The 23,661-nt window shown below is 66.9% G+C and carries 21 protein-coding genes; 12 read left to right on the top strand and 9 right to left on the bottom strand.

The window, feature by feature from the left end; all coding sequences use genetic code 11:
- Nucleotides 1-5 precede the first annotated feature (5 nt).
- Together AC3WUT_RS17110 and AC3WUT_RS17115 are read right to left on the bottom strand one after the other, a co-directional pair.
- Entirely contained in the window at nucleotides 6-302 is a 297-nt protein-coding gene (locus AC3WUT_RS17110; protein WP_492348279.1) for a hypothetical protein, read from the bottom strand.
- Nucleotides 303-455: 153 nt separating this feature from the next.
- Nucleotides 456-1,832 carry a CHASE3 domain-containing protein gene (locus AC3WUT_RS17115; RefSeq protein WP_492348433.1) on the bottom strand — a complete coding sequence of 459 codons (1,377 nt, stop codon included), beginning with the start codon at nucleotides 1,830-1,832 and terminating at the stop codon, nucleotides 456-458.
- Between the two features lie 172 nt (nucleotides 1,833-2,004).
- Here AC3WUT_RS17115 and AC3WUT_RS17120 point away from each other — a divergent pair, with 172 nt between their 5' ends.
- Nucleotides 2,005-2,637, top strand: coding sequence for a response regulator (locus AC3WUT_RS17120; RefSeq protein WP_492348280.1), 633 nt, complete (start codon nucleotides 2,005-2,007; stop codon nucleotides 2,635-2,637).
- A gap of 35 nt (nucleotides 2,638-2,672) precedes the next feature.
- Here AC3WUT_RS17120 and AC3WUT_RS17125 read toward each other — a convergent pair whose 3' ends face one another.
- The 4 genes from AC3WUT_RS17125 to gpmA form a co-directional block, all read right to left on the bottom strand.
- Nucleotides 2,673-3,053, bottom strand: coding sequence for a response regulator (locus tag AC3WUT_RS17125; RefSeq protein WP_492348281.1), 381 nt, complete (start codon nucleotides 3,051-3,053; stop codon nucleotides 2,673-2,675).
- A 127-nt stretch (nucleotides 3,054-3,180) separates the two neighbouring features.
- Nucleotides 3,181-3,933 carry a HesA/MoeB/ThiF family protein gene (locus AC3WUT_RS17130; protein WP_492348282.1) on the bottom strand — a complete coding sequence of 251 codons (753 nt, stop codon included), beginning with the start codon at nucleotides 3,931-3,933 and terminating at the stop codon, nucleotides 3,181-3,183.
- A gap of 47 nt (nucleotides 3,934-3,980) precedes the next feature.
- A complete protein-coding gene (locus AC3WUT_RS17135; protein WP_492348283.1) occupies nucleotides 3,981-5,417 on the bottom strand; it encodes a S41 family peptidase in 1,437 nt (478 codons plus the stop codon).
- A gap of 155 nt (nucleotides 5,418-5,572) precedes the next feature.
- Nucleotides 5,573-6,316 carry a 2,3-diphosphoglycerate-dependent phosphoglycerate mutase gene (gene gpmA, locus AC3WUT_RS17140; protein WP_492348284.1) on the bottom strand — a complete coding sequence of 248 codons (744 nt, stop codon included), beginning with the start codon at nucleotides 6,314-6,316 and terminating at the stop codon, nucleotides 5,573-5,575.
- Nucleotides 6,317-6,389: 73 nt separating this feature from the next.
- On the opposite strand from gpmA, the gene AC3WUT_RS17145 reads away from it, so the two are divergent.
- From AC3WUT_RS17145 to AC3WUT_RS17160, 4 genes are all read left to right on the top strand, one after another.
- Nucleotides 6,390-6,797, top strand: a complete 408-nt coding sequence (locus AC3WUT_RS17145; RefSeq protein WP_492348285.1) for a rhodanese-like domain-containing protein — start codon at nucleotides 6,390-6,392, stop codon at nucleotides 6,795-6,797.
- 44 nt (nucleotides 6,798-6,841) lie between these two features.
- On the top strand, nucleotides 6,842-7,099 hold the full coding sequence (grxC, locus tag AC3WUT_RS17150; protein ID WP_492348286.1) for a glutaredoxin 3: 258 nt from the start codon (nucleotides 6,842-6,844) through the stop codon (nucleotides 7,097-7,099).
- 144 nt (nucleotides 7,100-7,243) lie between these two features.
- Complete coding sequence (secB, locus tag AC3WUT_RS17155) at nucleotides 7,244-7,690, top strand: protein-export chaperone SecB (protein ID WP_019574008.1); 447 nt, start codon at nucleotides 7,244-7,246, stop codon at nucleotides 7,688-7,690.
- Nucleotides 7,691-7,744: 54 nt separating this feature from the next.
- Nucleotides 7,745-8,764, top strand: coding sequence for an NAD(P)H-dependent glycerol-3-phosphate dehydrogenase (locus AC3WUT_RS17160; protein WP_492348287.1), 1,020 nt, complete (start codon nucleotides 7,745-7,747; stop codon nucleotides 8,762-8,764).
- Nucleotides 8,765-8,802: 38 nt separating this feature from the next.
- On the opposite strand, the gene panC is transcribed toward AC3WUT_RS17160, so the two are convergent.
- On the bottom strand, nucleotides 8,803-9,651 hold the full coding sequence (panC, locus tag AC3WUT_RS17165; protein WP_492348288.1) for a pantoate--beta-alanine ligase: 849 nt from the start codon (nucleotides 9,649-9,651) through the stop codon (nucleotides 8,803-8,805).
- Between the two features lie 168 nt (nucleotides 9,652-9,819).
- Here panC and nadC point away from each other — a divergent pair, with 168 nt between their 5' ends.
- The 7 genes from nadC to AC3WUT_RS17200 all read left to right on the top strand — a co-directional run bounded on the left by nadC (nucleotide 9,820) and on the right by AC3WUT_RS17200 (nucleotide 20,636).
- Nucleotides 9,820-10,686, top strand: a complete 867-nt coding sequence (nadC, locus tag AC3WUT_RS17170) for a carboxylating nicotinate-nucleotide diphosphorylase (RefSeq protein ID WP_492348289.1) — start codon at nucleotides 9,820-9,822, stop codon at nucleotides 10,684-10,686.
- Nucleotides 10,683-11,798, top strand: a complete 1,116-nt coding sequence (gene nadA / locus AC3WUT_RS17175) for a quinolinate synthase NadA (protein ID WP_492348290.1) — start codon at nucleotides 10,683-10,685, stop codon at nucleotides 11,796-11,798. The genes nadC and nadA overlap by 4 nt, the downstream gene beginning before the upstream one ends.
- Nucleotides 11,799-11,803: 5 nt before the next feature.
- Entirely contained in the window at nucleotides 11,804-13,600 is a 1,797-nt protein-coding gene (locus AC3WUT_RS17180; RefSeq protein ID WP_492348434.1) for a chorismate-binding protein, read from the top strand.
- A 217-nt stretch (nucleotides 13,601-13,817) separates the two neighbouring features.
- Nucleotides 13,818-15,617: a PAS domain-containing sensor histidine kinase gene (locus tag AC3WUT_RS17185; RefSeq protein ID WP_492348291.1), complete on the top strand. Its 1,800-nt coding sequence runs from the start codon at nucleotides 13,818-13,820 to the stop codon at nucleotides 15,615-15,617.
- Nucleotides 15,614-16,222: an ANTAR domain-containing response regulator gene (locus AC3WUT_RS17190; protein WP_492348292.1), complete on the top strand. Its 609-nt coding sequence runs from the start codon at nucleotides 15,614-15,616 to the stop codon at nucleotides 16,220-16,222. Before AC3WUT_RS17185 ends, AC3WUT_RS17190 begins: the two co-directional genes overlap by 4 nt.
- A 314-nt stretch (nucleotides 16,223-16,536) precedes the next feature.
- Entirely contained in the window at nucleotides 16,537-18,084 is a 1,548-nt protein-coding gene (locus tag AC3WUT_RS17195; RefSeq protein WP_492348293.1) for a methyl-accepting chemotaxis protein, read from the top strand.
- Nucleotides 18,081-20,636 (top strand): putative bifunctional diguanylate cyclase/phosphodiesterase, encoded by a 2,556-nt coding sequence (locus AC3WUT_RS17200; RefSeq protein ID WP_492348294.1) that lies wholly within the window; start codon nucleotides 18,081-18,083, stop codon nucleotides 20,634-20,636. Before AC3WUT_RS17195 ends, AC3WUT_RS17200 begins: the two co-directional genes overlap by 4 nt.
- A 49-nt stretch (nucleotides 20,637-20,685) precedes the next feature.
- Here AC3WUT_RS17200 and AC3WUT_RS17205 read toward each other — a convergent pair whose 3' ends face one another.
- On the bottom strand, nucleotides 20,686-21,294 hold the full coding sequence (locus tag AC3WUT_RS17205; RefSeq protein ID WP_492348295.1) for a response regulator transcription factor: 609 nt from the start codon (nucleotides 21,292-21,294) through the stop codon (nucleotides 20,686-20,688).
- The gene (locus AC3WUT_RS17210; protein ID WP_492348296.1) at nucleotides 21,291-23,501 is read right to left on the bottom strand and encodes a PAS domain S-box protein; all 2,211 of its coding nucleotides are present in this window, start codon (nucleotides 23,499-23,501) and stop codon (nucleotides 21,291-21,293) included. Before AC3WUT_RS17210 ends, AC3WUT_RS17205 begins: the two co-directional genes overlap by 4 nt.
- Nucleotides 23,502-23,661: the final 160 nt, after the last annotated feature.

The raw sequence follows: 23,661 nt of genomic DNA on the forward strand, positions 1-23,661 counted from the left end.
CAGGTTCAGTCGCTGGCGGGCTGAGGCTCGCTCGAGAGCCAGCGGCCGCGTGGCCGGCCCGCTGCCTGCATGCCATTGGAGGCCCAGGGCCACGATACCCGGCTCCAGGCGACCTGGCCGGTTTCGGGCGGCAGTGCCTGCACCGACGGGGCCAGGTGGCTCAGGGGATGGCTGCGCCGGATCAGCAGGTCCACGCAGTCCATCCCGTCGTTGTTGCTGTCCTCGGGTGGAAAGCGCAGGCGCGTGGTGTCGCGGATGATGGGCTGGTCGAAGTTCGGGTCCAGTGAGGATGAAGCGTCCATGCAGAAATCCAGTGTGCTTGACGAGCCACGCGGGTCGTGGGTTATCGCTTCTACGAAGGGTATTCTTGGGTGGACGAGAGGTTGGTCGGCGAGGGCGCATCCCGCCTGTCGGCATCGGCGCTTCCTGCTTGTAGGCGCCGGCCCACAGTGGGTTCACAGCGGGCTGGTGAGGGTGGGCAGGTAGGCCGTGATGCGGCTTCCCTGGCCGGGTGTGGACTCCACCAGCAGGCGCCCGCCGGTGGCTTCGACGCGGTGGCGCATGCCCTCAAGACCATGTGAGCCGGCCCCGATCTGCTCGGGGTTGAAGCCGATGCCGTCGTCGCTCACCGTCAGCAGCGCGTGGGTTCCCGTGTTCTGCAACTGCACCGACACCTGCCGGGCACGGGCGTATTTGCCGATGTTGGTCAGCGCCTCCTGCACCAACCGGTACAGCGTCAGTTGTGATGACTCATCCAGATCCACCGCTTCCAGCCGGGTGTCCAGTGCCAGGTCGGAGCGTTCCGAGAACTCACGGGTGAGGATTTCCAGCGAGGGCAGCAAACCCAGGTTGGACAGGGACGACGGGCGCAGGTCTTCGACGATGCGGCGTTTCAGGGCGATGCCCCGGTTGAGGGTTTCGGTCAGGTGCTGCAGGCGCTGCAGGGCCTCGGGGGCGTGATCGCCCAGGCGCGACTTGATGCGTGCCACGTCCAGCTTGGCCGCGGTCAGCAGCGAGCCCAGTTCGTCGTGCAGTTCGCGGGCCAGGTGGCCGCGCTCATCCTCGCGCACCTGCTGCAGATAGGTGGCCAGCTTGGCCAGCGAGGCGGTGCGATCGCGCACCAGGCTTTCCAGGCGGTCGCGCTCCTGCTTGAGGGTCTGTTGCTCGCGCTGACCCGCCACCTTGAGTGCATTCGACTGCCGCAGGTACAGATAAAAGGACAGCAGGCCCACCAGCGCCGTCAAGGCGATGCCCAGGCGCGACACCATCAGAGAGCGCAGGATCTGTCGATCGCCCAATTCGGTCTGGTGGCTGCTTTCGTCGATCAGGGCCGCCGACTGCTCCCGGATGGCGTCCATGTGTTCCTTGCCGACGTCGGTGTGCATCACGTACTTCCAAGCGTCTTCCTTGCCTTGTTTGCGCAGTTTCAGGCTCAGGTCCATCTCGGCCAGCTTGCGCGATACGTGGCGCGACAGGGCGACCAGGGCCGCTGGGTCGACGGGGTGGGTCTGGTCGGTCTGGCGCAGTTGGTCCAAGGTCTGGTTGACCTCGGAGACCGCGCTGTTGTAGGGCGCCAGGTAGCGCTCGTCGCCGCTGAGCAGGTAGCCGCGCAAGCCCGTCTCGGCGTCCAGCATCTGGGCCAGCAGCTTGTGCAGCGTGGCCCGGGTCTCCTGGGTGGCCGTGATGCGTTTGACGGTGCCGGCAGAGCGCTCGTAGCCCAGCTCGTTGATGCCGATCAGGCTCAGGGTGGCCAGCAAGGCCAGTGGCAGGCTGATCCACTGGCGCGTGATGTTCAAAGGCCGACCGCTGAAAAAACGCTGTTTCAGCCGCATCGGCAAGGATGCAAACCTCGTCATGAAAAACTCCGGGCATGGTGGGCCATGGACAGCCCCTATTCCCTGCGCACAGCTGGGAAGCTGGCGAAACTTTGTTCTGTGGTTGCAGTTTCGGTTATTGTCGGCGCATTTGTGGGTGGATTCTCACAAATGATGAAAGACAATATCGATGATCAGAATAGGCATCGTGGATGACCACGCCATCGTGCGCTCGGGCTTGCGCAATTTCTTTGCCGACCATGTCGACCTGCGGGTGGTGGGCGAGGCGGCCAACGGACGCGAGGCGATCGATCTCGTGCGCATCACCGAAATGGATGTGTTGTTGATGGACCTGGCCATGCCGGGGCAGTCGGGGCTGGACGCCTTGGCCATGATCCGGGCCAAGGCGCCCGACGTGGGCATCCTGATCCTCTCGGGCTACCCGGAGGAGCACTACGCCATGAACCTCATCCGGCAAGGCGCCAGTGGCTACCTCAACAAGGAGTGCGACCCCGCCGAGATCGTGGAGGCGGTGCGCACCATTGCGCTTGGAAAGCGCTACATCACCCGCACCGTGGCCGATCTGCTGGCCCAGCAACTGGGCCGCAAGGACGACGTGCCGCTGCACGAGCAGCTCTCGGAGCGCGAGTTTCAGGTGTTTCTCAAGCTGGCCCGTGGCGAGACGGCCGGCGACGTGGCCAAGTCGCTGTCCCTGAGCGTGAAGACGGTCAGCACTTACCGAACCCGTCTGATGGAGAAGATGGGCCTGGCCTCCAACAGCGACCTGACCTATTACGCCCTCAAAAACCGATTGATCGACTGAGCGATTCGGGCCTGTCTGAGCGGGGTGCGCCGTGCTCAGGCATCAGACGATGCCTGCAGCGTGCAGAAATCGATCAGGGCGTCAATTTCATTGGATTTGTCGAACACCGCATCCACGCCCAGGCTGGCGCAGCGCAGCCGGATGTCGGGTGTGGCGTAGTTGGTCAGCACGATCAGTCGCTGGTGCGGCTGGCGCTGCTGGCACGACGAAATCACGCCCAGCCCGCTGCCTTCTTTGAGAAACAAGTCCACGATGGCCAGATCCCAGTCATCTGAGTGCTGGTGCAGCCATTCGATGCCCTGGTGCTCGGTCTCTGCAAAGCCCACGGCTCGCACGTCCGCCAGCTCTTCCAGCGTGCCCACCAGGTTCTCGCGGATCGTGGCGTTGTCTTCGACGATGTAGGTTCGGAGTTCCAAGTGATGGCCTTGTTCACCCGCATTCCGAAGACACAACCCAGACCAACGGATTTGGATTGCGCTTGTGCGGTAAGTTCAGGTCGATGAATTGTGCCAGTCACCTCGTTTTGAAGATGTCAGACCAGTCCTACACGGCCGTGCCGCACACCGGACAGTTCGGATGGCGTGACAGGTTCATGCGCGTCCACTCCATGGTGCGCGCATCCAGCATCAGCAACTGGCCGGTCAGGGGCGTGCCGGCCAGGCTGATCAGCTTCAGTGCCTCGGCCGCCTGCAGGCTGCCCACAATCCCCACCAGGGGGGCGAACACACCCAAGGTGGCGCAGCGGGTTTCTTCGGGGGTCTCGGCGGGGTCGAACACACAGGCGTAGCAGGCGCTGTCGGCCTGGCGTGGATCGAACACGCTGATCTGGGCATCGAAGCGGATCGCAGCCCCCGACACCAGCGCTCGCCGATGCCGCACACAGGCTGCATTCACCATCTGGCGCGTGGCGTAGTTGTCGCTGCAGTCCAGCACCACATCGGCGTCGGGCAGCAGCTGGTCCAGCAACGCGGCGTCAGCACGCTGGCGCAGCGTATCCACCCGAACCTCGGGGTTGCGTGCCAGGATGGCCTGCCGGGCTGAATCGACCTTGGCCTGCCCAACCCGGCTTTGGGTGTGGGCGATCTGGCGCTGCAGGTTGGTCAGATCGACCTCGTCGTCATCGATCAGGGTGATGCGGCCCACCCCGGCCGCGCCCAGGTACAGGGCTGCGGGCGAGCCCAGGCCGCCTGCGCCCACCACCACGGCGTGCGCGGCCAGCAGACGTTCCTGCCCCTCGATGCCGATCTCGTCGAGCAGGATGTGGCGGGAATAACGGAGCAGCTGATCGTCGTTCATAAAAAAAAGCGCCCCGCAGGGCGCTGGTGATCCCCGTTGTGCAGGGCTCAGTTGCTGGTCTTTTCTTCCTTGCGCTCGGTCTGGGTCTTGCTGACCATCACCGGGCGACCTTTGAGCTGGTTCAGGGCCTGCATCAGCGGGAAGTCCTTGTCGCTGCCCAGTTCGGGCAGCTTGCGGTCGGCCACGGGCTTCTTGGCTTCCTCTTCGAGGCGCTTGCGGGCCTCGTCGCGGGCCTTTTCGCGCTCCGGATCGGGCTTTTCTTCGCCCTGGCCGCTGTTCAGGTGCTTCTCCAGGTCGGCCTCACGCATGCGCAAGGCGGCAAACGGGCTGCCTTCTTCGGTGTCGTCCACCATCACTTCGGGCACGATGCCCTTGGCCTGGATCGAACGGCCGCTGGGCGTGTAATAGCGGGCCGTGGTCAGCTTCAGGCCGGTGTCGGGGCCCAGGGGGCGCACGGTCTGCACCGAGCCCTTGCCAAAGGTCTGGCTGCCCATGAGGGTGGCGCGCTTGTGGTCTTGCAGGGCGCCGGCCACGATCTCGCTGGCCGAGGCCGAGCCTTCGTTGACCAGCACCACCAGCGGCACGGTCTTGAGGGCGGCGGGCAGCTTCTTGAGCGGATCTGGGCCGCTGCGGCGCTGGTAGAACTCAGGCGAGGCCTTGAAAGTGAACTTGCTTTCAGCCAACTGGCCGTTGGTGGACACCACGGTCACGTTCTCGGGCAGGAAAGCGCTGGACACCGCCACGGCCGCATCGAGCAGGCCACCCGGGTCGTTGCGCAGGTCAAGCACCAGGCCCTTCAGATTGGGCTCCTGCTTGTAGATCTCGTCGATCTTCTTCACGAAGTCGTCCACCGTGCGTTCCTGGAACTGGCTCAGGCGCACCCAGGCGTAGCCGGGTTCGACCACCTTGCCACGCACCGACTGCGTGCGGATCTGCTCGCGCACGATGGTCACGGGGAAGGTGCGGTTCTCGTCCTTGCGGAACACGGTCAGCAACACCTTGGTGTTGGGCTCGCCGCGCATGCGCTTGACGGCATCGTTCAGGGCCAGGCCCTTCACCGCGGTGTCGTCGATCTTGGTGATCAGGTCGTTGGTCTTCAGGCCCGCACGGTAGGCGGGGGAGCCTTCGATGGGTGAGACGATCTTGATCAGACCATCTTCCTGGGTGATTTCGATGCCCACGCCCACGAACTGGCCCGAGGTGCCTTCGCGGAATTCCTTGTAGGACTTCTTGTCGAAGTACTGCGAGTGCGGGTCCAGGCTGGCCACCATGCCCGAGATGGCGTCGGTGATGAGCTTTTTCTCGTCCACCGGCTCGACGTAATCGGTCTTCACCATGTCGAACACCGCAGCCAGTTGCTGCAACTCTTCGAGTGGAAGCGGCGAAATGCTGCCCCGTGCCATGGTTTGCAGCGAGACCGTGGTCAGCGCGCCGGCTACCACGCCAATGGAAATCCAGCCTGCGATACGGAGTTTTTCACCCATGAAATCACCTTTTTGCGACGCAATATACACCTAGGATGGGCCGCGTCAGGCCAGGTTCCGCAGTCCCCTTCATTCACCCGGGGAATCTGCGGAGCAGGGGGGTGGCTTTACCTGTGCTTTACCCGCGATGGACGCGGGCTTGGCTCAGGCTGGTCTCAGGCCTTGCCTTGCGAGGCCACGGCCGCGGCGGCCTTGGCAGCCGCCTCGGCATCGCCCAGGTAGTAATGGCGGATCGGCTTCAGATCGGCGTCCAGCTCGTACACCAGCGGAATGCCGTTGGGGATGTTCACGCCCACGATGTCGTCGTCGCCGATGTTGTCCAGGTACTTGACCAGGGCGCGGATCGAGTTGCCGTGGGCAGCCACCACCACGCGCTTGCCGCTCTTGATGGCGGGGGCGATGGATTCGTTCCAGAACGGCAGCACGCGGGCCACGGTGTCCTTCAGGCATTCGGTCAGTGGCACCTCTTCGGGCTTCAGGCGGCCGTAGCGGGCATCGCCACGCTCGCAGCGCGGGTCGGTGGCCTCCAGGGCCGGCGGCGGGGTGTCGTAGCTGCGGCGCCACACCAGCACCTGGGCGTCACCGTACTGCTTGGCCATGTCGGCCTTGTTGAGGCCTTGCAGCGCACCGTAGTGACGCTCGTTCAGGCGCCAGCTGTGCACCACCGGCAGCCAGGTGCGGTCCATCTCGTCCAGGGTGTGCCACAGGGTGCGGGTGGCCCGCTTGAGCACGCTGGTGTAGGCCAGGTCGAAGTCGTAGCCTTCGGCCTTGAGCAGGCGTCCGGCGTTCTTGGCCTGCTCCACCCCGGTCGGGGTCAGGTCCACATCGGTCCAGCCGGTGAAGCGGTTTTCAAGGTTCCAGGTGGATTCACCATGGCGGACAAGAACGAGTTTGTACATGCGAAGCCCTCAATTTTTCCAGTGCGAAACCCAGCATTCTAAAATTGTCGGGTTTGCCAACCCAAGGAACCCCGTGAAATTCATTACCGACAACTGGATGCTGATCGTCATTGCCCTGAGTTCAGGCGTGATGCTGCTGTGGCCCACCCTCAAGGGCGCCTCTGCAGTCGGCCTGTCCACGGCCGATGCCGTGCAGCTCATCAACCGCGAAAAAGCCGTGGTGGTGGATGTCAGCGACGCGGCCGACTACGCGCAAGCCCACGTGAACGGCGCGCGCAGCGTGCCGCTGGACCAACTGGAGGCGCGCCTGCCCGAGGTGGTCAAGAACAAGGCCCTGCCGGTGATCTTCGTGTGCGCCAGCGGCTCGCGCGGCGGCCCTGCTGTCAAGACGGCCCAAAAACTGGGTTACCAGCAGGCCCAAGCCCTGAGTGGCGGGCTCAAAGCCTGGAAAGAGGCTAACCTGCCAGTTGAAAAGGCCTGAACCGGGCCCATGTCCCGTATCTACCCAGCAAGGAATTTGTCCCCATGCAGCCCGTGAAGATGTACACCACTGCCGTCTGCCCTTATTGCATCCGCGCCAAGCAGATCCTCAAGGCCAAGGGCGTGACCGAGATTGAAGAGATCCGCATCGATGCCGACCCGGCCCAGCGCGATCACATGATGCAGGTCACTGGCCGGCGCACCGTGCCCCAGATCTTCATCGGCGACACCCACGTGGGCGGCTGCGACGATCTGATGGCCCTGGACGGGCGCGGCGGTCTGCTGCCTCTGCTGGGCGCCTGAGCGCTGCTGCAAAAGCGCCATTTTCTGCTGAGATAATGGTGCCTGAGTGCCCGCTGCGGTAACGCTTCCGCGGCGGGTTTTCTTTTAATGGGCACCGACCCTGGACCGCAGGCGGTGTCTTGTTTTTGTGAACCGAGAAACCTCATGGCCGAGCAACAAGATCCCGTTTTCCAGATCCAGCGCGTTTACCTCAAGGACCTGTCGCTTGAGCAGCCGAATTCCCCCGCCATCCTGCTCGAACAAGAGCAGCCCAGCGTCGACATCCAGCTCGGCGTGGATGCCACCCCGGTGGCCGATGGCATCGTCGAAGTCACGGTGACCGCCACCGTGCAGACCAAGATCAAGGACCGCACCGTGTTCCTGGTTGAAGCCAAGCAAGCCGGCATCTTCGAGATCCGCAACCTGCCTGAAGACCAGATGGGCGCCATCCTGGGCATCGCCTGCCCGCAGATCGTCTACCCTTACCTGCGCGGCAACGTGGCCGACATCATCCAGCGCGGCGGCTTCCCGCCCGTGCACCTGGCCGAAATCAACTTCCAGGCCATGTACGAACAGCAGCAAGCCCAGGCCGCCGGCCAGGTGGCTCAGTAATCAGCTGCCGCGCCCGGCCTGCTCTGGCAGGCCCGGGTGCCTGTTGCGTCCGATATGAAAATAGTCGTCGCCGGAGCCGGTGCCTGGGGCACGGCCCTGGCCATTGGCGCTTGTGCTGCACCGGCCGCCCATCAAGTCACCCTGTGGGGCCGTGATGCGGCCCAGGTGGCCGCCATGCAGGCCTCACGCCGCAACCAGCGCTACCTGCCGCTGGCCCCCTTGCCCGAATCCCTGACCCTGAGCGCCGCGCCGCTGGCCCCCCTGGCGGCGGGCAGCGATCTGGTGATCATCGGCACCCCGATGGCTGCTTTGCGCGCCACCCTGGCCAGCCTGGCGGATCTGACGGTGCCCGTGGCCTGGCTCTGCAAGGGCTTCGAGCGTGTGGCCGATGCCGATGCAAGCCAGGGCCTGCACGGCCTGCTGGCCCATGAAATTGCCGAGCAGGTGGCCCCGCGCCTGGCGGTGGGCACGCTCAGCGGCCCCAGCTTCGCCCGCGAGGTGGCCGAGGCCAAGCCCACCGCCCTGGTGGCGGCCAGCCACCAGGCCTCGGTGCGCCACGCCCTGGTCGAGGCCCTGCACGGTCCCAGCCTGCGGGTGTATGCCAACGATGACCTGGTCGGGGTCGAGGTGGGGGGCGCGGTCAAGAACGTGCTGGCCATCGCCACCGGCCTGTGCGACGGGCTGGACCTGGGTTTGAACGCCCGGGCCGCCTTGATCACCCGCGGCCTGGCCGAGATGACGCGCCTGGGCCTGGCCCTGGGGGCCCGGGTCGACACCTTCATGGGCCTCTCGGGGCTGGGCGATCTGGTGTTGACCGCCACCGGCGACCTGAGCCGCAACCGCCAGGTCGGCCTGCTGCTGGCGGCCGGCCAAAGCCTGCAACAGGCAGTCGACTCGCTGGGCCATGTGGCCGAGGGTGTTTACAGCGCCCGCACCGTGGTGCAGCGTGCCCGCCTGTTGGGCGTCGAAATGCCCATCTCCGAGGCCGTGGTGGCCTTGCTCGACGGCCAGCTGCAGCCGGCCGAGGCCGTGGCGGCCTTGATGGGGCGTGGCCCCAAGGGCGAAATGGCCTGAGCCCTGGCGGGCTTGGACCTCAGAGCGTGCTCACGCTCTCAGATCTCCAGGTTGTCGATCAGGCGCGTGCTGCCCAGGCGAGCCGCGCCCAGCACCACCAGCGGGTCACCCGCCTGGGGGGCCTGCAGGTCGCTGCGCCGACGCACGGTCAGGTAGTCGGGTGCCCAGCCGCGTGCCTTGAGGGCGGCCAGGGCGGCGGCCTCCAGGGCCTCGCGGTGCTGTGGCAAGGCATGCGCCGCGGCCAGTGCCTCGCGCGCCAGGCCGCGCAGGGCCAGTGACAGTTGCAGCGCCTCGGTGCGCTCCGCCTCGCTCAGGTAGCCGTTGCGCGACGACAGGGCCAGGCCGGCCTCGCTGCGCGTGGTCTCGACCCCCAGCACCGTGATCGGCAATGCAAACTGCTGCACCATGCGCTGGATCACCATCAGCTGCTGGTAGTCCTTTTTGCCGAACACCGACACCCCTTCGGCATGGCCGGCAAACACGGCCGAGAACAGCTTCATCACCACCGTGCACACGCCGGTGAAGAAACCGGGGCGGAATTCGCCCTCCAGCAAATCAGCCAGGGCCGGGTCGGGCTGCACCTTGAAGGTTTGTGGCTCGGGGTACAGATCGGTTTCGCGTGGGGCAAACAGCACATGGCAGCCCGCAGCCTCCAGCTTGGCGCAGTCGGCCTCCCAGGTGCGCGGGTAGCTGTCAAAGTCTTCGTGCGGCAGAAACTGCAGCCGGTTCACAAAGATGCTGGCCACGGTCACATCACCCAGCGGGCGGGCCTGCTGGATCAGCGAAAGGTGCCCCTCGTGCAGGTTGCCCATGGTGGGCACAAAGGCAGGGCGCTGGGCCTGGGCAAGGGTCTGGCGAAGCTCCGCCACGCTGCGAACAATCTTCAAGTCTCGTCTCCGGCAAGGGCCCTGGGCCCAAAATGGGCGCGAGTGTAATCGCCAGCGAGGTATCAAAATGTATCGGTTTGCCTCAGTCGCCCAAGACAGCGCTGTCCGTTTGTACAAAAGATGACAGTTTGCTGAAAGCCCCTGGCGCAGCGGCTATGCTTCGCGCCCATGACGAAATTGCTTGAGTTCTCGCCCGCCGAGCTGGCGGCGCTGGCGCAGTCCGATGTGGCCCGGGCACTGCAAGAGGATGTGGGGCCTGCCGACCTGACCGCTGCCCTGGTGCCGGCGGGGCGGCGCATCACGGCCCGTGTGCTGGTGCGCGAACCGGCCGTGTTGTGCGGTCAGCCCTGGGCCGAGGCCGTGATCCGCCACTGCGACCCCAGCGCCGAGCTGCATTGGCAGGTGGCTGAGGGGCAAACCTGCCAGGCCGATCAGGTGGTGCTGGAGGTGCTGGGCGAGGCCCGGGCCCTGCTCACGGCTGAACGCACCGCCCTCAATTTCCTGCAACTGCTGAGCGCTGTGGCCACCCGCACCGCCGAGCACGTGGCCGCCGTGCAGGGCACCCGGGCCCGCATCGTCGACACCCGCAAGACCCTGCCTGGCCTGCGCCTGGCCCAGAAGTACGCCGTGCGCACCGGGGGCGGCCTGAACCACCGCATCGGCTTGTACGACGCCGTGCTGATCAAGGAAAACCACATCGCTGCCGCCGGTGGCATCCGCCCCGTGCTGGCGGCCGCACAGGCCGTGGCGGCGCAGGCCCAGTTCATCGAGATCGAGGTTGAAACCCTGGCCCAGCTGCAAGAGGCGCTTGAGGCCGGCGCCCGCATGGTGCTGCTCGACAACATGGACCTGCCTACCCTGCACGAGGCGGTGCGCCTGAACGCCGGCCGCGCCGTGCTTGAAATCTCGGGCGGTGTGACGCTGGATCGCCTGCCTGAACTGGCTGCCACCGGGGTTGACCGCATCTCCATCGGCGGCCTGACCAAGGACGTCAAGGCCACCGATTTCTCCATGCGTTTCGAGGACTGGGCATGAGTGCCGTGATTGACATCGACTACGAACAGCCGGCCTTGGCCGAAGGCAGCGTGTGCGCCACCCGCCGCGCCTGGGCCCGGGTGCCGCCCGAGCCCACCCAGGTCGAGCGCGGGGCGTTGAAAGACCGCATCCGCCGACTGCTCAAGGAGCGCAATGCCGTCATGGTGTCGCACTTTTATGTTCACCCCGATCTGCAGGACCTGGCCGAGGAAACCGGTGGCCTGGTCAGCGACTCGCTGGAGATGGCCCGCTTCGGCCGTGACCACACGGCCCAGACCCTGGTGGTGTCGGGCGTGCGCTTCATGGGCGAGACCGCCAAGATCCTGTCGCCGCACAAGCGCATCCTGATGCCCGATCTCGATGCCACCTGCTCGCTCGACCTGGGTTGCCCCACCGACGCCTTCAGCGCCTTCTGCGACGCCCATCCTGACCGCACCGTGGTGGTTTACGCCAACACCAGCGCCGCCGTGAAGGCCCGCGCCGACTGGATGGTCACCTCGGGCTGTGCGCTCGACATCGTGCAGGCCCTGAAAGACCAGGGCCAGAAGATCCTGTGGGCGCCCGACCGCCACCTGGGCCACTACATCCAGCGCGAAACCGGCGCCGACATGCTGTTCTGGAACGGGGCCTGCATCGTGCACGACGAGTTCAAGGCGTTTGAGCTGCAGGCCTTGATGCGCGAACATCCCCAGGCCAAGGTGCTGGTGCACCCTGAGTCGCCGGCCGACGTGGTGGCCCTGGCCGATGTGGTCGGCTCGACCTCGGTCATCCTCAAGGCCGCGCGCGAGCTGCCGGCCAGCGAGCTCATCGTGGCCACCGACAACGGCATGATGCACAAGCTGCGCACGCAAAACCCCGGCAAGACCTTCCATGAAGCCCCCACCGCCGGCAACAGTGCCACCTGCAAGAGCTGCGCGCACTGCCCCTGGATGGCCATGAACGGCCTGGCCGACGTCGCCCGCGTGCTGGAGACCGGTGCCAACGAGGTGTGGGTGGACCCTGCCCTGATCCCGCGCGCGCGCCTGCCCATCGACCGCATGCTGGCCTACACCGCCGCACTCAAGAACGGTCAACCCACCGCCGGTCTGGTACCCCACCTGGGGGCCGCTTGAGCGCCATGGGGGCGGTGCGCGTCCTGCTCGACTTTGCCGACCCGCACGACCCGGTTGGCCCGCGCACCCGTCACGCCTTCGCCCATCCCCTGCAGGTGCTGCAGGCCCGTGAGCTGAGCGACGTGGCCCCGGTGCTGCTGGCCGCCGAGGCCGCGGCCCAGGCCGGCCGCTGGGTGGTGGGCTACCTGCGCTACGAGGCCGCTCCGGCCTTTGATGCGGCACTGCAGGTGCACGCCGCACACGCCGCACACGCTGCGCAGGTGGGGCCGCTGGCCTGGTTTGCCGTGTTCGACCAGCCGCGGACCTGGCCCGCACCCGACGAGGGCGAGGCCCTGCCAGCCCGCGTCGATTGGCAGCCCCTGGATCAGGCCGCCGATTTTCAGCACCCCTTTGCCTGCCTGCAGCAGCAGATCGCCGCGGGCGATTTTTACCAGGTCAACCTCACGGCGCAGCGCCGGGGGCAGTTGGTGGACACCGAGCCGGATCTGCGCATCACCGAAGGCGAGGCGGGGCGTGCCCTGTTCGATGCCTTGCAACGTGCCCAGCCCGGCGGTTATGCGGCGCTGATCCAGACCGGTGAAGAGCAATGGCTGTCGGTGTCGCCCGAACTGTTTTTTGACTGGCGCGAGGGCCAGTTGCTCACCCGCCCCATGAAAGGCACCGCCCCACGTGGCGCCACCCCGGCGGAAGACGCGGCCCGGCGCCAGGCCCTGCTCGACAGCGCCAAGGAGCAGGCCGAAAACGTGATGATCGTCGACTTGCTGCGCAACGACCTGTCGCGCCTGGCCGACCCCTTTGGCGTCAGTGTGCCGCGCCTGTTCCAGGTGGAGGCCTTGCCCTCGGTGTGGCAGATGACCTCGGACGTGCAGGCCCGCACCCGGCCCGGCACGCGCCTGTTGGACGTGTTCACCGCCTTGTTCCCTTGCGGCTCGGTCACCGGTGCGCCCAAGGTGCAGGCCATGAAAGCCATCCAGGCGCTGGAGGCCGGGCCCCGTGAGGTGTATTGCGGCGCGATCGGCGTGTTGCGCCCCGGTGGGGCCGCCACCTTCAACGTGCCCATCCGCACCGTGGGCCTGCAGGGGCGCGAGGCCCGCTGCGGCGTCGGCAGCGGCATCACCGCGACCGCCGAGGCTGCGGGCGAATGGCGCGAGTGGCAACACAAGCAAGGCTTTCTGGAGCGCGCCAGCCAGCCCTTCGAGATTCTGGAAACCCTGCGCCTGCAGGACGGCGCCCTGTGCCACGGCCAACTGCACCTGGCCCGCATGGCCCGCGCCGTCCAGCACTTCAATGTGCGCTGGGACGAAGCCCATGTGCACAAGGTGCTGGCCCAGGTGGTGCGCCGCCAACCCCAGGGCCGCTGGCGCCTGCGCCTGCTGCTCGATGCCCAGGGCCTGGCCCATGCCGAAGCCTTTGCCCTGGAGGATTCGCCCGCCCAGGTCACCCTGCGCCTGGCCCCCCAGGCCTTTGGCGAGGCCTTCAGCGAATTCACCCGCTACAAGACCACCCGCCGCGCCCACTACGACGCCATGGCCCCGGCCCAGCCCGGTGTCTTCGACACCCTGTTGTGGAACGAGCGTGGCGAGCTCACCGAGTGCACCCGCGGCAACGTGGCCCTGCTGCTGGACGGCCAGTGGCTGACGCCCGCGCTGCACTGCGGCCTGCTCGATGGCGTGGGCCGCCAAGCTGCGCTGCAGGAGGGCTGGCTGAGCGAGGGCGTGGTGCACGTGAGCGAGCTGCCCCGGGTGCAGGCGCTGGCCTTTGTCAACAGCCTGCGAGGGGTGATTCCGGCGCGGCTGGGCTGAGCATGGGCGGCCCGCTTATGCGGGTGCAGGTCTGTTGAGCCGATCGACCGGCCTTTTGACCGGTTGCCCTGTGGCGCTTGCAGGTGCCCGGCAGGCCAGGGCGCCGCGTCACCTGATGGACTCATCTCAATTCGAAGGGGGGGTGCCATCATTCACAATTGGTAACAGCGGCCTTGCCCTGGACGGGTTCAGGGCGGCGATGTTCCGGAATGAAACCATGCAACACCAAGAAGCGAGTCAGTCGGCGGTCCTCGGGATGGGCCCGGGCCAGGCCGTCGAAGCGGTTTCCATGCCTTGGCAGCAGGCGCTGGAGGCCGCGGGCGATGGCGTGTGGGAGTGGGATGTGCCCAACGACCGCCTGCACTATTGCGGTCGCCTGGCGGCCCTGCTGGGCCACCTGCCAGCGACGCTGGGCAGCACCGAGGCGGATGCCGGGCATTTGCAGCATCCGGACGACCGAGCGGAGGTGCGCAGGCGCCTGGACTTGCACTTGTCAGCGCGATGGCCTGTGTATGTTGCCGAATACCGCATGCGTTGTGCGGATGGTTCGTACCTGTGGATTCTGGCCCGCGGCCAGGTGACGGAACGGGGGGCTGATGGGCGGGCGCTGCGCATGGTCGGAACCCATGCAGACACCACCTTGCGCAAGCTGCGCGAACAGGAGTTGCGCGGTTTCAGCAAAGAGTTGACCGATACCAGCATGGGGTTTCCTGATCGCATGGTGGAGGTGGATATTCAAGGGCGCCTGGTCGATTCGGCCGGATGGCCCGAGGTGACCGGAACGGATCAGCCGGCCTGTCCGGCAGGGCTGGAGGTGGATCTGCCCCTGCTGCGGCGAGCGCTGCAGGCGGCGGCGCAAACCGGCACTTCCTGTGGGCACCGCCACCCGGTGGACGGGCTGGCAGGGCACCGTTGGCAGGAGGTCTCGGTCTACCGTCGCCACCGTCTCTGCGAGGGGCAGCAGCGATTTCTGGTCGTCATCCGCGATGTCACGCGGCAAAAGGCCCTGGAAGACGAGTTGCGCATTGTCGGCAAGGTGTTCGAGAGTCAGCAGGCCATGGTACTGATCGACACCACGCACACCGTGGTGCGGGTCAATCAAGCCCTGTGTGACTTGTTGGGGTACGAACGCCAGGCCCTGATGGGCCGCAAGGCCTGGGACATCCTGCAGGGCAGCAGTCTGACGCCATCCGATCAATCGGGTTTTTGGACTGCCTTGCAGGCCCGCGGCGAGTTTGACGAAGAAATCACCTTCGTGCGGGGCAATGGCGAGTTGGTCACGCTCTGGTATTCGATCACCCTGGTGCAGGACGAAGAGGGTGCTGTGACCCATTACGCGGGCTTGGTGTCCGACGTGACCGAGCGCCGCCGCCGCCGGGAAGAGCAGTTGGCCAAGAACCTGGCCCAACGCCATGCCCTGGTCCGGGAGGTGCATCACCGCATCAAAAACAACCTGCAGGGCATCGTGGGCATCCTGCGCGCCTTCGGCTATCAGCACCCCGACACACTGGAGGCCATCAATCATGCGGTGACCCAGGTCCAGAGTGTGGCGGTGATCCATGGCCTGCAGGGGCGATCCACACTGGAGCAGGTGCGCCTGTGCGAACTCACTTCTTCGATCGCCCTGGGCGTGGGGGCCTTGTTCCAGACCGAGATCGGGATCGACATTCCCACGCCCTGGCAGCCTTGCCTGCTCGCGGCGTCCGAGGCCGTGCCGGTGGCCCTGATCCTCAATGAACTGATGTTGAATGCCGTCAAGCACCGGCGTGATCCGCAGAGCCGGGTGCAGGTCTGTCTGTGCAAGGGAGAGTCCGAGGATCAGGTTCAGATGTCGATTTTCAACGCCGGCTCCTGGCAGCCGGTGGCCGGTGACGAGCACGTTGGGCTGGGCCTGGTCGAGATGCTGATGCCTCGCGCGGGGGCCCGCCTGTCCCACAGCCAATCGCCTCTGGGGGTGAACACCCTGCTGGTGCTGGGGGCGCCGGTCATTTCGCTGCTGCCTGGAGCGTATTCATGAGCCCCGCGGAGCTGGCCTGGGGCCAGGTGCACTTGTTGATGATTGATGACGATCGGCTGATCCTGTCGACGGTGTCGCAGGGCTTGACGCAGGCGGGCTACCGAGTGAGCACGGCCGAGTCAGTGGCCCAGGCCGAAGAGCTGTTGTCGGCCGGGCAGCGCCCGCACCTGGTGTTGCTGGATCTGCACCTGCCGGATGACGAAGGCCTGAGCCTGGCGGACAGCCTGCGCGATCTCGACAACCTGCCCTTTGTGGTCTTCAGTGCCTACAGCGATGCCCGCACCGTCGAGCGTGCCACCAGCGCTGGGGCGCTGGGCTACCTGGTCAAACCTCTGGACGTGCCTCAGATGGTGCCCGCCATCAAGGCGGCGTTGATGCGCTCGCACGAACTCCGGGACTTGCGCAGCACCGGCGCTCAGTTGCAGACCGCGCTGGATCTGGAGCGTGACATCAGCGTGGCGGTCGGCATCACCATGGTCGAGCACCGCTTGAGCCGTGACCTGGCTTTCAAGCGCCTGCGGGCCACTGCGCGTTCCCAGCGTCGCAAATTGGCCGAGGTGGCGGCGGAATTGATCCGCTCTTTCGAAGTGATTCACCAAATCTGAGGGTTCACTTCTGTTCATTTTTGGTTATTTGTAATAACATGTTAATGGAGTGGTGACCTTGATGCATGTCACTGTTTCGTTTTGAGGCCAAGAACCCGCCTCGTTGATCCGTCGCCGTGACCCTGTTGAGGCGCGGCGGTGAAACGACTCTTTCATTCGAGAGATGGGGTGTTCATGGGCTTTCTTTCAATCACCTGCGCCGCGCGTGGCCTGGCGCATGGCGCGGACCCGGCCTTGAGGTTGGGGGCGGGCAAGGGCATGGGGCGGTACCGGCTCGACAGGGTTCGGCCAGGCAGCGGCGGCCGGGGGCCCCGATGAAGCTCAACCTGCCGGTGACCCAGAGGGAATTTGATTTCCCGGCTTCCGAGACGCTGTTGTCCACCACCGATGTCGACAGCCACATCACCTACGGCAACGCCGCCTTTGTGCGTGCCAGCGGCTACACCCCTGATGAACTGCGACAGCAGCCCCACAACCTGGTGCGGCACCCGGACATGCCTCCCGAGGCGTTCGCAGACATGTGGCGCAGTCTGCGCTCCGGTCGTTCGTGGTCTGGCCTGGTGAAGAACCGGCGCAAGGACGGCGATCACTACTGGGTGCGGGCCAATGCGGCCCCCATGAGGCGCCGCGGCGTGCTGACCGGCTACCTGTCGGTGCGCACCCGGCCCGGGCGCGCGGAGGTCGAGGCGGCCGAACGTCTTTATTCGCGGTTCCGGGCAGGCGAGGCCAAGGGTTGGCGCTTCCACCGGGGTCTGGTGGTGCGCACCGGGCTGCTGGCCTGGCTCGGGGTCCTGCAACTGCTGCCAACCCGGTGGCGCCTTGGGTTGCCGATGGCGCTGCTCGGCCTCAGCCTGCTCGCCACCATGGCTGCGGCCGGGCTGGACGGGCGCCAGCAATGGCAACTGATCCCGCCCATGCTGGCGGCCTTGCTGCTGGTCTGGGGGTTTCTGCAGTTTCAGCTGGTCTCCCCTTTGGGCCGAATCCAGGCCCTGGCCGAACAGGTGGCTCAGGGCGAGGTGGCTCAGGACCTGGGCCTGCAGCGCTGCGACGCGGTGGGGGTGATTGCCCGCTCCATCCATCAGGCCGGCCTGAACCTCCACTCGCTGATGTCCGACGTTCAGGAGCAGGTGGCGGGCCTGCAGCGCGCCAGTGAACAGGTGGCTGCGTCCAACACCGAACTGGCCCACCGCACCGAGCAGGCCGCCAGTGCGCTGGCGCAGACCTCGGCGGCCATGGCGCAGCAGACCCAGGCTGTGCAGCAGAACCACCGGGCCGCCAGCGATGCCGGCGACGTGGTTGCGCTGGCCACCCAGGCCGCCCTCAGCGGCGGACAGGCGGTGGATGACATCGTCGCCACCATGGGCCTGATTTCGGAGTCCAGCCGCCGCATTGCCGACATCATCGGAGTGATCGACGGCATTGCCTTCCAGACCAATCTGCTCGCACTGAATGCCGCCGTCGAGGCGGCGCGAGCCGGCGAGCATGGGCGGGGCTTTGCGGTCGTCGCCTCGGAGGTGCGTGTGCTGGCCCGGCGCTCGGCCGAGGCGGCACGAGAGATCAAGAAGCTCATTGACGATTCGGTGCACAAGGTCGACAGCGGTGCCGCCCTGGTCTCCGTGGCCGGACAGACCATGTCCGACGTGGTGAGCCAGGTCGATCGCGTCCAGGCCCTGATGGGCGCCATCGGCCAGGCTTCGCGAACCCAGGCAACGGGCATTCTGCAAGTCGGACAGGCCATGGCGGAGCTGGATCGCATGACACAACAGAACGCCCAGATGGTGTCGCAAAGCCGGGCCGCCGCATCGGCCATGGGCGAGCAGGTGGCCAGGCTGACGGCGGCGGTGCAGGTCTTCGCCCCGTGAACACACCTGACGTAGCGCACCATCTCGGCGATTGGCGGGCCGACCTGGCGGAAGGGCACGACCATCCTGTGCAGCGCGTGCTGGGCTTTGCCCTGCTGTTGCTGGCCCTGCCGCTGGCGCTCCGGTTGCTGCAGCCCGAGCCGATCTGGCCTCTGTCGGAGGCCCAGTGGCTGTGGGCTCGCAGTGCCATGGGCCTGGTGTCGGTGGTGGTGGCCTTGCTCGTGTTCGTCACGGGCTATCGCGCGATCCTGTCGGCCCGCAAAGGGGCGGTGGTCACCCTGGGCCTGGCGTTTCTGGCCGTCGCGATGCTGGAGTTCAGTCTCCTGATGGTCTTGCCGGGCATGCCCGCCATCGGCCCTGCGCAGACCGTGCAGAGAACCATGCTGCTGTCCATGGCGGCCCGTTGGGTGGCCGCACTGGCCTTGCTGCTGTTTGTGTCCTTGCCGGTGTTGCCGCAATACAGCCTGAAGGCCAAACGCCTGGCGGTGGCCGGGGTGGCGCTCTTGAGCATCGGCCTGGCGGCCTGGTGCATTGCCCAGCCTGGCGACTGGCCCGTCCTGTTCGAGCCTGAGTGGGGCCTGACACCCCTCAAGGTGGGCTTGGAGTGGGGGGTGATCGGCCTCCACGTGGCCTCGGCGGTGGTGTTGTGGCGCCGCCGGGCCTCGCTGGTCACGGAGTGCGTGATGGCCCTGGCATTTGCCGTGTCCTTGTCCGCCTTGGCCGCGCTGCTGGGGACCTTGCAGAACGACGCGAATCGGAGCTGGATTGTCCTGAGCAGTCAGGCTTACAAATTGGCCGGGTACCTGTTTCTTTTCCACGCCACCTTCCATGAGGCCTTGCGCCGGCCTCTGGAGCGCATGGCGGTGCAAGGCCTGCGCGAGAGCCTGGTGCTCAACGTGGCCCCGGACGGTGTGCTGTGGATCAGCGAGACAGGTTGCATCCTGATGGCGAACCCTGCCATGGCCCAGATGTCGGGCTACGAGGCCTCGGCATTGATCGGGCAGAACGTCGACATCTTTCTGCCTCCGGAGCTGCGGGCACGCCATGCGCAATCGATGCGTGCCTTTTTTCAGCAAAGCGATGCCCGGGCCATGGGGCAGATCGAGCTCAAACTGCGCCGGGCCGACGGCGTGATGGTGCCGGTGGACATCTCGCTGGGTCACTGGAAAGACGAGCAGCAACAGCATGCGATCGCCTATGTGCGCGATCTGCGTGAGCGCAAGGGCTTTGAAGACTCCTTGCGGCACCGGGCCACCCATGATCAGCTCACCGACCTGCCCAACCGCTGGTTGTTCAATCTGCAACTCGAGCAGGCGCTGGCCCACGGCCGGCGCACGGGGCATCGGGTAGCGGTGCTGTTCCTCGATCTGGACGATTTCAAGACCGTCAACGACACCTTTGGCCATGGTCCAGGGGATGAGCTGCTGATTCAGGTCAGCCAGCGCCTGCGCCAGGCGGTGCGTGAAAGTGACCTGCTGGCGCGCCTGGGGGGCGACGAGTTCGCCCTGCTGTTGCCGGACGTGGGCGAGGTGGCAGAAGCCACCCAGGTGGCGGCCAAACTGTTGTCGGTGCTGGACGAGCCCTTCGTGGTGAATGGCCATGATGTGCTCTCGGGAAGCAGCCTGGGCATCGCTTTCTTCCCTGACGACGCGCAGGACAGCGAAGGCCTCATGCGCTGCGCCGACATGGCCATGTACCAGGCCAAGCGATCGGGCCGGGGCGCCCAGGCCTGCTATTCGGCACACCTCCATCTGGGGGCGCACGAGAACCTGCAGATGCACCTTCGCCTCAAGGAGGCGATCGGCCGTGGCCGCCTGGCCTTGCACTACCAGCCCCAGGTCGACCTGCGCAGCGGTGACATCGTGGGCGCCGAAGCCCTGCTTCGCTGGCATGACGAACTGCTGGGCGAGGTGTCTCCGGCACGCTTCATTCCGGTGGCCGAGTCAACCGGCCTGATCCTGCCCCTGTCCGACTGGGTGCTGGTCACCGCCTGCCAGCAGATCGCCGACTGGGCCCGGCAGGGCATGGCTTTGCGCGTGGCCGTCAATCTGTCGGCGCACCAGTTCCGGCAGGGCCAACTGCCGGAACGCGTGCGCGCAGCGCTGGCCTCGTCCGGGGCGCCAGCCCACCTGCTGGAGATCGAGATCACCGAATCGGTGGCCATGATGCACCCGGCCCTGGCGCGGGAGCAGCTGGAGGCCCTGGTCGGGATGGGGTGCAGCGTGGCGCTCGATGACTTCGGTACCGGCTACTCGTCCATGGCCTACCTGAAGGCCCTGCCGGTGTCGACGATCAAGATCGACCGGGGGTTCATCCAGGACATTCCCCACGACCAGAGCGATGCGCAGATCTCGCGCTCGATCATCGCTCTGGCTCATGGCCTTGGCCTGTCGGTGGTGGCCGAGGGCGTGGAGACAGAAGCCCAACGCAGCTTCCTGGCCAGCCATGGTTGCGAGGTCTACCAGGGCTGGCTGTTTGCCCGGGCCATGCCTGCCGCTGAGTTCGGCGTCTTCTATCGCAACGCCACCGGGCGCCAGCCGGCCGTGCCTTGACGCGGCGCGCGAGCGGGGCGGGCCAGAGCGCGACCCCTGCGCCATGCGTTTAGCCGCCCCCCACCAACCACCCCTGCCGCGTCAACCACCGCCCCAGCTCGTTGTCATTGCCCAGGCCCAGCTTGGCGAACAGGTGGGCGCGGTGGGTTTCCACCGAGCGGGGGCTGCAGGGCGGCTCGAGCTGGCGCGCGATCTCCTTGTTGGCCCAGCCCAGGCCGACCAGGCGGGCCACCTCGCGTTCGCGCTGGGTCAGGCTGTCCCATTGCTGCAGGGCCCGGGCGCGGGCCTGGGCTTCGGCCAGGGCCGCAGGCAGGCGCTCCAGCAGGCGGGCGGTGTCGGGTTTGACCACCCAGTCGAAGGCGCCCTGGCGCATGGCCTCGAGCGCGGTGGGAATGTCGCCGTGGCCCGACAGGAACAGCACCACCAGGGGGCTGCGGCGCTGGCGCAGTTGCTCCAGCACGGCCATGCCGCTCAGGCCGCCCATGCGCAAGTCCAGGATCACGCAACCGGTCTGGCCTGGGGCCAAGGCCTGCAGGAAGGCCTCGCCCGATTCAAAGCCCTGCACCGGCAGGCCCTGGGCAAACAGCAGCAGCAGCAGCGAGCGGCGCACGGCCTCGTCGTCATCAACCAGGAACAGGGTGGGGGTGGTGGGGCTCATGGGGTGGCGGGGGCCGAAGCTGGCTGGGGTGTCACGGGCATCGGGGGCATCAGGGGCAGGGTGAAGAAAAAGACGGCGCCGGGTTGGCTGTCGTGGCGCTCGCGCACACCCAACTGGCCGCCATGGGCTTCCACCAGGGTGCGGCAGATGTTCAGGCCGAGCCCCAGGCCATCGGCCTTGGTGCTGAAAAAGGGGTTGAACACCTGTTCTCGCAGGGCTGTCGAGACGCCCGGGCCGTGGTCGGCCACGCACAGTTCGAGCTGCTCGCCCTGCACGCTGGCGCTCAGTTCGATGGCCCGTCGCGCGGCCGGCAGGTGCTCGGTGGCCTGCAGGGCGTTCTGCAGCAGGTTGATCAGCAGTTGCTCCAGCAGCAGGCGGTCGCCGCGCACGGGGGGCAGGGCGGCCAGCGCATGGCGGTCCAGCCGCAGTGGGGCGGCGGCCAGTTCGGCCTGCAACAAGCCCTGCACGCGCTCCACCACCTGGGCCAGCTGACAGGCCTGGTGTTGGCCACCCTGGGGCCGGATCAGGCCGCGCACGCGCTGCACGATCTCGCCGGCGCGGCGTGCCTGGGCCACGATGTCACCCAGCGCTGATTGCAGCAGTTCGGGGGGGCCCTGGCGGGCCAGGGCCTGGGCGGCCAGGGCAAAGTTCGTCAAGGCCGTCAGTGGCTGGTTCAGCTCGTGGGCCAGGGTGGAGGCCATTTCGCCCAGGCTGGCCAGGCGGGCGCTGCGTTGCAGCTGCAGGGCCTGCTCGCGCTGGCGCTGTTCGGCCTGGCGCTGGGCGGTGATGTCCACCACCGAGCTCATCCAGCCCTGGTGCTGGCCCTCCGCGTCGATCAACGGGGCGGTGTAGACCATGGTGATCACGTCATGCCCGTCGCGGTGGCGGATGCGCGACTCGAAGCCCTGGGGCGCGGCGCGGCCCTGCAAGGCGGCCTCGCTGTCGCGCTGGTGGCGGTCCATCTCGTCGGGGTGCCAGTACGGGTAGGGCGGCAGGCAGTCCAGCAGTTCGTCGGCACGGTAGCCCACCATGTCGCACAGGGCGGGGTTGACGTAGATGATGCGGCCCTCTCGGTTGCGCGCCCGCATGCCCACCAGCAGCGAGTCTTCCATGGCCTTGCGAAAGGCATGCGCCAGTTGCAGGTCGCGGGTGCGCTCCTGCACACGCAACTCCAGCTCTTGCCGGGCCTGGCGCTGTTCGGCAAAGCGGCGCTCGCGCTGTTGCCAGCCCAGGGTGGCCAGCAGCAGCACCGCAGCGCCCAGCGTGGCCAGGGCCAGGGCCTGGCGTCGGGCCTGGGCCACGTCGGCCAGGTCGGTGCTCACGGTCAGCGTCCAGCCCAGCTCGGGCAAAGGCGTGTCCAGGGCCAGCAGCTCCCGCTGCCGTCCGCCTTGTCGGGTGCGCAGCCGGTACTCCGCCTGATCGGCCGCTCGCTCCAGTCGCCAGGGCAGGGCCGGGTAGGCCAGGGTCTGCGGGGGGCCGTACTGTTCGTGGCGGGCCAACCAGGCCAGATCGTCGGGCGACAGTGGGCGGCTGCTGCGGTACAGCCAATCGGGCTCGGAGCTCAGGAACACAATGCCGCGGCTGTCTTGCAGCAGCACCGGGGCGCTGGCCTTGGCCCAGGCCTGGCTCAGTTCCTCCAGCCCCACCTTGACGGCCACGACGCCTCGCACCACCCCATGCTGGCGCACGGGTTCGGCAATGAACAGGCCTGGCGCCCCGGTGGTCAGACCCACCCCGTAAAAAGTGGTGCGCACCCCCTGGCTGGCCTGTTCGAAATAGGGCCGTTGCCGGTAGGACTGCCCCACAAAGCTGTGAGGCGTGTTCCAGTTGCTGGCGGCCAGGGCCTGGCCGTTCAGGTCCATCACGTACAGCGCGGCCGACTCGGTGCGCCCGCGCAGGTCTTCAAAGTAGCGGTTCACCTGCTGGCGCCGCAGAGGCAGCTCGGGCTGTGCCAGCAAGGCCAGCACCTCGGGATGGCGGGCCGCCGCGTAAGGCAGGTAGTCGTAGCGCTCGGCCACCCCGCGCAGGGCCAGGCTGTAGACCTCGGCGGCCTGATGCAGCTCGGCTGTCTTGGCCTGCAGTTCGCGGCGTTCGGCCCAATGGCCGGCCAGGCCGACGGCGGCGGCCGTGAGCAGGCCCAGGCCCAGCCAGGCCAGCGGGCGCGGGCGGGTCAGGCGCTGCAGCAGGGGCGGGAGTGGGTTGGGCATGGTGGTCGGGGGCGAAGGCCAGGGGCCGTGCTGGGGCTGGTGGGCGCCAACGATAGCGCGAGCGGTGGTGGTCAGCCGCTCGAACGGTGACTTCTGCGTAGTTTTACGCAGAACGGTGCCCCGGCGGGCACGGATGCGCGGCCGGGCGGTGATTTTGACA

This window comes from Curvibacter sp. EU05-FHT14A10, assembly GCF_058791075.1.